The organism is Blochmannia endosymbiont of Camponotus quercicola, assembly GCF_059935335.1.
In genome coordinates, this window is the sequence record NZ_CP011794.1 from 155,015 (window position 1) to 168,085 (window position 13,071).

Here is a 13,071-nt window from a genome sequence, read left to right on the forward strand (position 1 = left end):
AATTATCAGAGATATTATTAAAAATGTTTTATTTAATTTAATATACCTTAAATATTGTATAATAATGATTATTAGCTTAATTGTTGCATTGACCATCAATCGTGTAATTGGAAAAAAAAATGTTATTCCTTGGCATTTGCCTATAGATATGAAGTGGTTTAAATATCATACTTTATACAAACCAATTATTATGGGACGTAAAACATTTGAGTCTATGGGTAATAAGCCGTTATTAAATAGACTGAACATTGTTTTAAGTCGTAATTTATTAAATAATTACAATGATGTTTTTATAGTAGATAATACAGATGATGCTTTATATTTAATACAAGATGCATATGAAGTTATGGTAATTGGAGGAAGTGAAGTATACAATATTTTTTTGCCTTATGCACAACGTTTATATTTAACATATATTCATAATATTATTGATATTGATGGCGATACTTGGTTTCCCAATTATGATGTAAGAGAATGGCAATCTATATTTAATAGTTTTTACAAAATTAATGAAGATTGTTTTGATTATTTAAATTTTAAAATTCTTGAGCGCTGTTAACGACGACATTATAGTGGAATTATAAATTTTCTGTATTAATGAAATAATATTGAAAATCAGTAAATTATGTCTCTTTAAAAAGAATAGTGACTAATTAAAATATGGTGATAATTTATTTTTGATTTATTTATAATATTTATAAAGAACTATTACATTCAACTTGAACTGGATTATCATTTTTTGAAGTATTAAGCTGGTGGGGTACAGGGTACGCATATAATTTTTTTATCTTCCCATCGTAATAAAGTAAGTGTTCCTCCCCAGCAACAGCCAGAATCTAGCCCATAAATACCAGATGGAATTTGTGTGTCCGCTAATGATGCCCAATGACCAAAGATTATATCATATGTAGGATCAGTTAACCTGGGTAAATAAAACCACGGATATATATTCTTTGGGGCATGTTTAGGAGTTCCTTTGTATTTTAAATCTAATTGTCCATTTAAATCAATATAACGCATTCGCGTAAATATATTAATGTTGTTTTTTATTTGTTTTAATTGATTAATATTTATTCGAGTTATATTAGATATATTTTCATGTATATCTTTTTTAAAAAGTAGAAAAGAATAGTCGCTGACTAAAATTTCTTCTATTTCTCGGGCATATTTTTTAGCATCACTAATATTCCAATTAGGACTAATACCTGCATGAGTCATTAATATTTTTTTATTATCATTTATATACAATATAGGTTGATGACGTAACCAATGAATTAATTCTTCTAGATCCGGAGCATTTAATATGGCATCGAAGTAATCTTTATGTTTTTTATGATTTATTCCAAAATATATTTTTAATAAATGCAACTCATGATTGCCTAATACTAGGCAAGCACTGTTTTTAAATGTATGTATTAGACGTAATACTTCTAATGAATTTGGTCCTCTAGCGACTAAATCTCCGGTGAAATGCAGGGTGTCAACATTAGGATTAAAGGATACACGATCTAGTATAGTTATTAGATTTTGGTAACATCCGTGGACATCTCCGATGAAATAAGTAGACATTTTCTGTTATAGATTTTGTTTCAAATAAAAATTAATCAATACATACATCACAAATTTTCATACTTTATATGAAGATATAAACTTTTACCTGTAATAAAAGTATTTTATACTATACTATTTTATAAAAACATGAAAATATGTTTCTGTTAATAACAGGTCATCAATTATAATGACGGCATGTTGTTTTAAATATCTTCTAATTTAACCAAAAAGTTTTACACCATTTTGTTGTTTAATTATCGTATATTTGGTAGAAATAAATTAATAAGTGACAACACAACTAATACACATAAATAATAGCATTTAAGTAGTTAAAATACAACTGTAAATAATTATATATGTTATGATACAACATTATATAAATAGATCTATTTCCTTTTTAACATATCTGCTAGTATGCAGTATTGATCAATAGTAACATTTTCTGCTCGTAATTCTGGATTGATTCCTTGTTGTGTTATTTCTGTTTCATTGAAAAATGTAGATAGGCTATTGCGAATAGTTTTGCGTCTTTGGCTAAATGCTAATCGTGTAAGTAATGATAGTTGTTGTGTATTAATTATCGGATAAGGAGTATGTGTGTGTGGAAGTAAACGTATTACTATAGATTCTACTTTTGGTATAGGAACAAATGCAGTTGCTGGTATTGATAATAATGGAATAACTTTGCAATGATATTGTGTTATTATGCTTAATCTTCCGTATTTCTTGTTATTAGGGCTAGCGCAGAGTCGTGTAGCTACTTCTTTCTGAAACATAAAATGCATATCATAGATTACATTAATGTATCTAAATAGATGTATGATTAATTCTGTGGCTATATTATAAGGCAAATTCCCTATCAATCGTAGTTTTTGTCCAAATTGGTGTGATAACTCAAAGAAGTTTGTTGTCATTATGTCTTGATAAAAAACATTAACTTTTTTTTTAAACATTTGAATTAGTCGAGTGACTAAATTGAAATCCCGTTCTATTAATATTAGTGAATCGAGATCTGTAGTATTTAAAATTTGTTTGGTTAATGCACCTAATCCAGGTCCAATTTCTATTATTTTTTGATTTTTTTTAGGATTGATAGTTTTAATAATAGTGTCAATAGTATTTTGGTCTTTAAGAAATACTTGGCTCCATTTTTTTTTTATAAGATGATTTTTATAGTATATTTTTTTCATAAAAATTATTTATCATGCTAATTGCAACTGTAATAGCCATGATCATACTATCAGGCATAGCTGTTCCTTTTCCAGACAAATCAAGAGCAGTACCATGATCCACAGAGGTTCTAATGAAGGGCAAACCGAAAGTAATATTTACTGATTGCCCAAATCCAGAATATTTTAACACAGGCAATCCTTGATCATGATACATAGCTAATATTACGTCTGCATGTTGAACATATTTCGGTTGAAATATTGTATCAGCTGACAATGGTCCTATTAGTTTATAATTAATGTTTTTTTTTAAAATATTTAAAGCAGGTATAATGATTTTAATTTCTTCTTGTCCTATATAACCGGATTCTCCAGAATGTGGATTTAAACCACATACATAGATTTTAGGGCATGGAATACTAAAGTATTTGTTTAATCCTTTTGCGAGAATAGAAATAGTATCGCAAAGAGATTTTTGAGTGATCATTTTCGGAACAGATAATATAGGGATATGAGTGGTAGCTAAAGCAACACGTAATTTTCTATTACTTAACATCATTACAGTTTTTTCGCATCTGTTGATTTGAGATAAAAATTCGGTGTGCCCACAGAATGAGATGTTTCCTTTATTAAGGATAGCTTTATGTATAGGGCCAGTAACTAATGCTGAAAATTCTCCATTTAAACATCCTTGAGACGCTCGTGTTAAAGTATTAATAACATAATTATTATTATTAACGTCTAATTGCCCGGGTATAGATTGTTTTGGAAGCAGCATTTTTAGTATAGATAATTCTCCAGGTACACAAGGAGACGCTATTTTTTTAGAATGATAAGAACGCAATTTTAGAGGTAAATTTATTTGATTCGCTCTATCTAACAGTAAGTTAGGATCTGCACATACCACTAATTCTACAGGCCATTTTCTTTGCGCACTCATAATAACTATATCAGGACCTATTCCAGCTGGTTCTCCTATAGTAATGACAATTCGTCGAAATTGTTCGTTTTTTTTTATCATTTTAGTTAATTATTTTAACATAGGATGCTGATCGTAATTCTTGAATCCAATTTTTCATAATTTCATCGAATTTTTTATTTAACAAGTATAAATAAGTTCGTTCATATATTATTTCGTCGTAATCTAATGTAGATACATCTATTAACTGAATTAAACACCACCCACAGGAGGTATATATTGGTATACTAATTTCATTTCTTTTTAAATGAATTAAAATTTTTCGAATTGATGGATCGAAATCGTCTAAATCTCTATATGCTATATTTTCTTCATAATAATTAGAACATATATTTTTTGGTGTTTCTTTAATAACTATATCAAATGTAGTATTACCTTTTTCCACGCGTTCTTTAATTTGCAACAGTTGCTTTACTATGTGTACATCTTCGCATGGATTTTTTATACCAAATATTTTTGCTTTAATTTTAGTTATAGGTAATATAATTGGTTTATAACGTATATCCTGTATTTCTATAATATGTATCCCATCATAAGATACAATTGGGCCGATAACATCACCTTTTTGTATTGTTTGTAAATATTTATCAAAAATAATTGGTATGTCTTTCCATGAAATCCATTCTGCTTTCTGTGCTGTAATTGTTTGAATAATATTTTTATAGGAATGTGTATGTATTAATTTTTTAACATTATTACTAAATTCTTTTTTTTTGGTTAATAATTTCGCAAAATATTCTATGTTATCTATTTGGTTTTTTGTTGGTTGTATCGGCAATGACAATATAATATGCCTTAGTTTAAATTGTTTGTTAAAATCAATAACATTTGTTTCTTTGGTAATTTTATTGATTTCAGTTGTTAACATATTAGCATGATGATAAACAACACGATCGCATATGCTTTTTTTAAGCATGTTTTGGTATTGTTGCAAATAATATTTTTCGTAACTTAAACCAATATTATGTAAGTGTATACGGAATTGATCTAATGTCATATCGTATATATTTAAAATACAATTAATCATCTGATTAAGTTGATCATGGTTAATACTAATATTTTGTTGAGCAGCTACTTGAAAAATGAGATTGTCTGTGATCAATTGATCTAAAATTACCGGATAATGTGCAGTATTCTGTAATGCGTGGTTATTAATGTTGCAGATGTTATCTTGAATCATATAAATATTGTTTCTGACGTCGCTATCTAATATAATATCATGATTTACTAATGCTACAATTTTATCTACTGTTTTTAATTCTCCAAAAACAATATTTGTTTTTAATGTAAATATTAGAATCAATATTTTCCAAAATTTCATATAATTAATAATATTGTAAGTATATGTTTTGAACTCATGTGACACAAACACATGAGTTCAAAACATATGCTGATACGGCAAGATACCTACGTTCAACATTTTATATGGGTTCGGTTTGAAATCTGCTGTAGAACTATATATTTTAATGTCTAATCGTATTTTGTTATCATATGTATTACGATATAATTGTTGTCTTCCATCAACTATTTTTCGTTCACAAGCTACATTAATTCCCCAACATGGAGTATAATACTGTATTCCTATTGTTTGATCAATGAGTTGGTTAGTTTTTATGTTATGGTAATGTGAACAACTTACTCTCCAGTTATCAAATAAAGGATAACAAGCAAGAACCCCTAATTGAGCAATTGTGTTATGGTAAATTGATTCATTAATTTTTGGTAGTATTTTTTCAAAATATTGTTTATTGATATATCGATAATGTGTTTGCAAAACTTGATTATTTTTTCCTATATATTCTAATATTATGGTTCCAAAAGACAATGTCTGATACTGCATATCATATTGCATTTCAGTATTCATATTCCAACAGTCGTTAATATTCCAACGACTTATTCCTGAAAATAGCATGATATTAGGAGTTTTGTGTATATGTTTAGTTATTTTTACATTATGTTTGGCATGAAGTTCTCTTAAATTAAAAATATAACCTATAGATGTGTAAAGTAATTCGTTTTTTTTCTTAAAACATCGTATAGCTATATCTCCTGTAATTTGATTAAGAGGTAAAATACGATCTAATCCACTGTATATACTGGTACGAAATAAATTGTTATGATCTATATGGAACATATCGGTATCGTACATACCGATATGTTCTTGAAAACGATACGGTACATATAAATATTGTAATTTTGGTTCTAAGAAATGTTCATATTTTTTTACAATGTATGTTTTTTTTTTAAAAATCATCTTTCCGTTAATTTTAAATTGTGGAATGACACGGTTAACTATATTTTGTAAATGATAGTCTGCATCCTGTTTTTTGGTGTAGTGATGTATATTTTTTTGTCGATAATGTGTTATGTTTAATTTTGCTTCAGTATTAAAATTACCCCAGTAATTATTTACTGAGCAATTTAAAGTTGGCTCTGTGTGAATTCTGATTGTTTTTGGGTAATAGTAATTTACAGGTATAAATTGAGTGAATTGACTAAATAATTTTAGATTGAACGGTTTATATTTGACGTTATGGTAATATGAATTGAATTCTAATTGAGGTGCTGCGCTGTAATTACAATGATTTTGAATAGTCATGTTTTTAGTATTTGCTACTCCAAAATAAGCTAAGCTAGCGTTCCAATTTTCATCGCTGTAATTGCATAAAATTTTTTGATTTACATAATTATTGTTAGAGTACGCATACGTTGGTATATTAACATTTTCAATGTAATTATTAGAACCTGTATCTGAGATATAGTTAGAATGAAAATGCCATTTTTTATTTATGATGCCATTATGCTTCCAATATAACTGCCAATACCTGTTGTAATAATTATTATAATTTTTTTTATTATACATTTTATTGTTTTCCATGAAATTTAAAATTAATAATCCAGTCCCTGGATTAACTGAATAATGTATTTCAGTTTCTAATTTTGTTCCTAGGTTAGATGTATAACATGGAGAGATGCTGCCTGAGTAATGTTTTGAGAAATTAATAGGACAAGGTATTTTGAACCCTAATCCATGTTTACTACTGTATTTAATGCTAGGCATATAATGCCCTAAAATATTATCTTGACGCAAAGATAATGATAAATAGGGGCTATAAAATATTGGTATTTTTTTTATTTTAAGATAAGCATTCCAGATATCTATATTATGTTTATGATGATCATAAATCATTTCTGATCCTGTTATATTCCAATAATTATTACCTGCAACACAAAAAGTACACTCTCCTTGCTTAACAATGGTATAACGATTTTTTCCTCGTTGCATTATCGAATTTGCTGTTCCATGGATATGTGATTCTAATAAATAATATGTGCCTTTATGAATATCTATATTTTTATTATAAAAATTAATCCAAGCATGAGTGCCGGTTAATACAATATAGTCGTTTTTATAGTTAATATGTCCACAAGCGTACAGTGTATTACATAATCGTTCATCTTGTTCATTACGTGATATTATTAATTCGTCAGACATTAAAATATTGTTATCTTGTTTCATACTGACATGTCCAGAAAACTGAATTTTTTTAGGATAACAAATTTCTAATTTGTCAGATTGTACGGATATGGGCTGATCTGAAAAAAAAAGATTGTTAGTTATGGAGATTGGTAAATAATTAGATGCATGGGCTAAGAAATAAATTTGAGTACAGAATATTAACAAAATTGAATTAATGATACTGTTTTGAAAAAAAAACTTAATATCATGGGTTATACTATTTTGATGCATATTTTGTTAAAAGATGACAATTCTTTTGAGATCAGATTAATAAAATATATTTTAATATATATAATGCAGTGGTTACTAAGTAATGTTTTATGTAAATTAAATATCATGATTCCTAGGTATTGTATTATTAAATTAATAATAGTCTATGATGTATATCAAATATCAAAATTCAAAAATATACAATATATATATGTATTTTAAGTTGTTTTTGCATGTTTCACGTTATCAAAATATTGTTTATTTATATACAAGAAGAAAAACGATACCTGTCTATTACAATACCTATTAAATATAATTATTTTATAAATTTTTACTTGTTTGTATAAATACCATTTTTAGTATTCATATTGGTTTTTATATCATTTAAAATTTATTGTATATAATAATACAGGAGCATTATCAATATTTGTTAATATTCTGATTATGTATTTACTTATAGTTGTAATATAAATTTTAATAATTTTTAGTTTTTATTGGCGTTTTAATTTATATAAATATGTAAACTAATGTGTTTATATTTCTATTGTTCGTATTTATTTTAAATATGATGGTTGATTATCTTCGTATTTCTTAATAGCGGCATTATATTGTAAAGTTAAATTAATATTGTCAAGATCGTTAAGCATATAACGTCTGTAAAAGTCATTTATTTCAAAGAAATACTTCTTTTTATTATGTGTGTAAATAATTTGTTCGTATAAATTCACGGTAAATGATGCACCGTTTTTTTGTATTGAAATTTCTTTGAATAATTCATTAACTTTTAGTTCTGATAAAGTTATAAGTAATAAGCGATTGTTGAAACTGTTTTTATGAAAGATATCCGCAAAACTTGGAGCTACGATAACTCTGAATCCATAATCCATGAGCGCCCATACTGCATGTTCTCGAGACGACCCGCATCCAAAATTTCTTTGGCTTAATAAAATACTGGCGTTTTTGTATTGTGGTTGGTTTAATATAAAACTTGGATTTAAAATTTTAGGAGTATTCTCAAGAAAGCGCCAATTAAAAAATAAGTGTAATCCGAAATCAACACGAGTTGTAGCTTTTAAAAATTGTTTCGGGATTATACTATCAGTGTCGACATCAGCAATATCAAGCGGCAGAACTATACCAGTATGCTGAATAAATTGAGTCATATGTGTGTGTCCTTATATTATTTGATTTTTCGGATATCTACAAAGTGCCCGGCAATGGCGGCAGCTGCCGCCATTGCCGGGCTTACTAAATGAGTACGACTCCCACGGCCTTGTCGGCCTTCAAAATTACGATTGCTAGTGGAAGCACAGCGCTCCCCCACATTGAGCTTATCATTGTTCATAGCTAAACACATAGAGCAACCAGGCAAACGCCACTCAAATCCTGCTTGTATAAATATCTTGTCTAATCCTTCTAGTTCTGCCTGATTTTTCACTAATTTAGATCCAGGTACTACGATTGCTTGTGTATTGCTAGAAACATGACATCCTTGAATTGTTTTTGCTGCTATGCGCAAATCTTCAATACGTGAGTTAGTACATGACCCTATGAACACTTTATCAACAGATATATCTGTTAAATAAGTGTTTGATTGAAGTTGCATATAAATTAAAGCACGTTTAGCAGAATTACGTTCTATAGGATCTGTAAAGGATTCTGGTGATGGAATTGGTTGGTCAATAGAGATCACTTGACTAGGGTTGGTTCCCCAGGTTATCTGTGGGTTAACGTTCGATACATCGAAATCAAATACTTTATCAAAGTGAGCATCATGATCGGAATATAAAGTTTTCCAATATAATAATGCTTGTTCCCAATTTTTTCCAGTTGGAGAAAATTTTCGGTTCCTTAAATAATCATAAGTAGTTTTATCTGGTGCTATTAAAGCAGAAGTTGCTCCCATTTCAATAGCCATATTACAAAGGGTCATGCGTTCTTCCATACTTAAATGAGTAATAATGGAACCACAAAATTCTACTACATAACCAGATGCTCCTCCATGTCCAATTTTTCCAATAATTGCTAAAATTATATCTTTGGCTGTAATTTGAGGAGCGATGATGCCCACAAGGTTGATTTGCATTGATTTGTATCTAATTTGTTTTAAAGTTTGTGTTGCTAACACGTGTTCTATTTCTGATGTTCCTATTCCAAAAGCTAAAGCACCAAAAGCTCCGTGAGTGGCAGTGTGAGAATCTCCGCATACGATAGTCATACCGGGCAATGTGAGACCTTGTTCTGGGGCTAAAACATGAACGATTCCTTGATAAGGATGGTTTAAATCAAATAATGTAATTCCAAAATCTTTACAATTTTTTGTTAATCTATCTAATTGCGCTTTAGCCATATTTCCAGAATCATTGATATTTTTTGTTGTAGTGGGAACATTATGATCCATAGTGGCAAATGTTTTGTTTGGTTGTCTGACTATACGTTTTCTTAAACGTAGCGCTTCAAAAGCTTGGGGTGATGTAACTTCATGTAATAAATGTCGATCAATATATAATATTGGAACATCATCTTTATTTTCATAAACTATATGCACATCGTATAATTTTTGGTATAAGGACTTTCCCATATTAATTTTCTCTTTTATTTTGAATTAATGAAGCTATAATATTGCCCATTTCATTAGTGCCTATGCTTTTTTCGTGTTTTTTTGCTATATCAATTGTTCGATATCCCAGAGCTAATGTTTCAGAAACTGCTTCTTCAATTGCAATTGCAATATGATTTAATTTCAAACTATATCTAAATAATAACGCAGTAGAAAGAATATGTGCGATGGGGTTAGCGATATTTTTTCCTGCTATATCCGGAGCAGATCCTCCGGCGGGTTCGTACAGACCAAAGCTGTGTTCATTAATACTGGCAGAAGGTAGTGTACCAATTGATCCGCTTATCATAGCACATTCATCAGATAAAATATCTCCAAATAGATTTGAACATAGAACAATATCAAATTTAGATGGGTTTTTGATCAATTGCATGCTAGCATTATCGACATATAAGTGTTCTAATTTAATATCTGGATAATTTTTTGAAAGCTGTGACACTACTTCTCTCCATAACATAGAAGTATGTAGTACGTTAGCTTTATCTATAGAATACACGTGTTTACGTCTTTTTTGAGCTAATTTAAAAGCAATATTAGCAATACGTTCTATTTCAAAACGATGATACATTGCAGTATCAAAAGCATATTCATCTGCACCTATACCTGAACGTCCTTGCGGTTTACCAAAATAAATGCCTCCGGTCAATTCGCGTACAAATACAATATCGATTCCATTTGGAATGATGTTTGTATTTAAAGGAGATAACTCTTTTAATGTATCAGAAAGATATATAGGTCTTAAATTAGCAAATAAATTAAAATGTTTTCGTAGAGTTAATAAAGCCCCTTGTTCTGGTCTCTCCGCTCCTTTCAAATGTGACCACTGCGGACCGCCTACTGCACCTAGCAGTATAGCATCTGATTGTTCACAACATTTCAAAGTACTATTAGGTAAAGGAGTGCCTTCGCTATTAATTGCATCTCCTCCTATTTTGTGTTCTGTAGTAACAATATTGATTTGAAATTGTTTTTTTATCATTCTTAAAATTTTATAAACTTGCCTTGTAGTTTCCGGTCCGATTCCATCCCCTGGTAACACTGCAACCTGATAATTATTATTCATAAATATTTAAATTTTCTAAATTATTGGTTATTATCTTTTTGTATATGTTTTCGCTGGATTATCACTTGTTTCGCACGCCAAATATTATTCAAAACATGAATCATGGCTTTTACCGAAGATCCTATTACATCTGTATCTAATCCAACTCCATGAAAATTACGTCCTTCATATGATACAACAATGTCTACCTGGCCTAATGCGTTACGACCATGTCCTTTTGCGTTAAGTTGATATTTCTCTAAATTTATAGGTAACTTAGTAATGTGAGTTAATGCTTCATAAATTGCATCTATCGGTCCATTACCAGTTGTTGAATAAGTACATGTGTTTTTTCCGAAATATAATTTTACTGAAGCGTTAGCAATTCCAGAAGAACTAGAATGTACATGAAAACATTTTAATCTGAAGAATTCTGATTGTTCTTGCTGATTATTAATAAATGCTAATGCTTCTAGATCATAATCAAATACTTGCCCTTTTTTATCTGCTAATTCTAAAAAAACATCATATAATTTGTCCATGTCGTAATCACTTTCTTGATAACCCATTTCTTTCATGTGATATTTTACTGCTGCCCTTCCAGATCGCGATGTAAGATTTAATTTAACATCTTTTAAACCGATACTTTCTGGTGTCATAATTTCATAATTTTTTCTATTTTTTAATATACCATCTTGATGAATGCCTGAAGAATGCGAGAAAGCATTTGCACCGACTATTGCTTTGTTAGCTGGGATAGGCATATTGCATAATTGACTTATTACTTGACTAGTTCTATAAATTTCTTGACATCGAATGTTGGTATGTACGTTCAGTAGATCCTCTCGTATTTTAATGGCCATGATTATTTCTTCTAACGCGGCATTCCCTGCTCTTTCACCAATACCATTTATAGTTCCTTCAATTTGTCGAGCTCCTGCTTGTATAGCTGAAATAGAGTTACCAACTGCCATTCCTAAATCATTATGACAGTGAACAGAAATGACAGCCTTATCAATGATAGGAACACGATTGTACAAAGAAGCAATAATTTGACCAAACTGATATGGGATGGTGTAACCTACCGTATCAGGAATATTAATTGTACTTGCTCCAGATTGAATAGCAATTTCAACAATACGACATAAATTATCTATACTGGTGCGTCCAGCATCTTCACAAGAAAACTCTATATCATCAGTGTATTTTCTTGCATAACGTATTGCATGAACGGTCATTTCTATAATTTGATCAAAGTTTTTTTTAAATTTGGATTGAATGTGTATAGTTGAAGTGGGTAAGAATACGTGAATACGAAAATTTTTTGCAATTCTTAATGCTTCTGCTGCAATGTCAATATCTTTTTCAATACATCTGGCTAAGGCGCATACCACACTATCTTTTATTTGTTGAGCTATTGTATGCACCGATTCAAAATCTCCTGGAGAAGATATTGGAAATCCAACTTCCATAATATCTACTCCTAATCGTTCTAAAGAAAAAGCGATTTGTAATTTTTCTTTTACGTTTAAGCTAGCTTGTAGAGCTTGTTCACCGTCTCGTAAAGTTGTATCAAAAATAATGACTCGTTGACTCATAAATTTTCCATGTCGCATGAATGTTAGGAATAAATATATGCAGTATATCGTTATTACTGGTGTACTAGTCTACATTCAATGATATTATATATAAATAATAATTTATTACATTAAATTTATTTTAAGTCTATTAAATATCGTTTGTCAACTATTAATGCTAGCAGAAGTAGGGTATTAACATGAAAATATTATAATAATCTTTTAGGATTAATATTTGCATTATTATTATTGGTGATGATAATATGTCCCGTGGGTTTTTTAAACTACAAAAATTCAGATTTTCTACTATTTAAATATGGGACATACAATATATTCCAATTTCGAAATTTCTATAAAAACTTAATATCATGGAATATCATATGTTTAATAATTTTTATTATTA

The 13,071-nt window shown here is 29.1% G+C and carries 10 protein-coding genes; 1 reads left to right on the plus strand and 9 read right to left on the minus strand.

Annotated elements, in window-relative coordinates:
- Nucleotides 1-64: 64 nt before the first annotated feature.
- Complete coding sequence (gene folA / locus CBquer539_RS00635) at nt 65-559, plus strand: type 3 dihydrofolate reductase (protein WP_500836539.1); 495 nt, start codon at nt 65-67, stop codon at nt 557-559.
- A 188-nt stretch (nt 560-747) separates the two neighbouring features.
- Here the strand turns inward: folA and CBquer539_RS00640 are convergent, their stop codons facing one another.
- From CBquer539_RS00640 to leuA, 9 genes are all read right to left on the minus strand, one after another.
- Nucleotides 748-1,569, minus strand: a complete 822-nt coding sequence (locus CBquer539_RS00640) for a symmetrical bis(5'-nucleosyl)-tetraphosphatase (RefSeq protein ID WP_500836540.1) — start codon at nt 1,567-1,569, stop codon at nt 748-750.
- 368 nt (nt 1,570-1,937) lie between these two features.
- Entirely contained in the window at nt 1,938-2,741 is an 804-nt protein-coding gene (gene rsmA / locus CBquer539_RS00645; RefSeq protein ID WP_500836541.1) for a 16S rRNA (adenine(1518)-N(6)/adenine(1519)-N(6))-dimethyltransferase RsmA, read from the minus strand.
- On the minus strand, nt 2,722-3,741 hold the full coding sequence (gene pdxA / locus CBquer539_RS00650; protein WP_500836542.1) for a 4-hydroxythreonine-4-phosphate dehydrogenase PdxA: 1,020 nt from the start codon (nt 3,739-3,741) through the stop codon (nt 2,722-2,724). The genes rsmA and pdxA overlap by 20 nt, the downstream gene beginning before the upstream one ends.
- A gap of 1 nt (nt 3,742) precedes the next feature.
- Entirely contained in the window at nt 3,743-5,002 is a 1,260-nt protein-coding gene (locus tag CBquer539_RS00655; RefSeq protein ID WP_500836543.1) for a peptidylprolyl isomerase, read from the minus strand.
- A gap of 75 nt (nt 5,003-5,077) precedes the next feature.
- Complete coding sequence (lptD, locus tag CBquer539_RS00660; protein WP_500836544.1) at nt 5,078-7,450, minus strand: LPS assembly protein LptD; 2,373 nt, start codon at nt 7,448-7,450, stop codon at nt 5,078-5,080.
- A 533-nt stretch (nt 7,451-7,983) separates the two neighbouring features.
- Nucleotides 7,984-8,592, minus strand: a complete 609-nt coding sequence (gene leuD / locus CBquer539_RS00665; protein WP_500836545.1) for a 3-isopropylmalate dehydratase small subunit — start codon at nt 8,590-8,592, stop codon at nt 7,984-7,986.
- 17 nt (nt 8,593-8,609) lie between these two features.
- On the minus strand, nt 8,610-10,010 hold the full coding sequence (gene leuC / locus CBquer539_RS00670; RefSeq protein WP_500836546.1) for a 3-isopropylmalate dehydratase large subunit: 1,401 nt from the start codon (nt 10,008-10,010) through the stop codon (nt 8,610-8,612).
- A 1-nt stretch (nt 10,011) separates the two neighbouring features.
- Entirely contained in the window at nt 10,012-11,112 is a 1,101-nt protein-coding gene (gene leuB, locus CBquer539_RS00675; protein WP_500836547.1) for a 3-isopropylmalate dehydrogenase, read from the minus strand.
- 20 nt (nt 11,113-11,132) lie between these two features.
- Nucleotides 11,133-12,689 carry a 2-isopropylmalate synthase gene (gene leuA, locus CBquer539_RS00680; protein WP_500836548.1) on the minus strand — a complete coding sequence of 519 codons (1,557 nt, stop codon included), beginning with the start codon at nt 12,687-12,689 and terminating at the stop codon, nt 11,133-11,135.
- Between the last annotated feature and the right edge of the window lie 382 nt (nt 12,690-13,071).

Bases quoted from the DNA above. Each gene is read 5' to 3' on its own strand.
- leuC (WP_500836546.1), bottom strand. From the start codon at position 10,010: ATGGGAAAGTCCTTATACCAAAAATTATACGATGTGCATATAGTTTAT.
- leuA (WP_500836548.1), bottom strand. From the start codon at position 12,689: ATGAGTCAACGAGTCATTATTTTTGATACAACTTTACGAGACGGTGAA.
- rsmA (WP_500836541.1), bottom strand. From the start codon at position 2,741: ATGAAAAAAATATACTATAAAAATCATCTTATAAAAAAAAAATGGAGC.
- CBquer539_RS00640 (WP_500836540.1), bottom strand. From the start codon at position 1,569: ATGTCTACTTATTTCATCGGAGATGTCCACGGATGTTACCAAAATCTA.
- pdxA (WP_500836542.1), bottom strand. From the start codon at position 3,741: ATGATAAAAAAAAACGAACAATTTCGACGAATTGTCATTACTATAGGA.
- leuB (WP_500836547.1), bottom strand. From the start codon at position 11,112: ATGAATAATAATTATCAGGTTGCAGTGTTACCAGGGGATGGAATCGGA.
- folA (WP_500836539.1), top strand. From the start codon at position 65: ATGATTATTAGCTTAATTGTTGCATTGACCATCAATCGTGTAATTGGA.
- leuD (WP_500836545.1), bottom strand. From the start codon at position 8,592: ATGACTCAATTTATTCAGCATACTGGTATAGTTCTGCCGCTTGATATT.
- lptD (WP_500836544.1), bottom strand. From the start codon at position 7,450: ATGCATCAAAATAGTATAACCCATGATATTAAGTTTTTTTTTCAAAAC.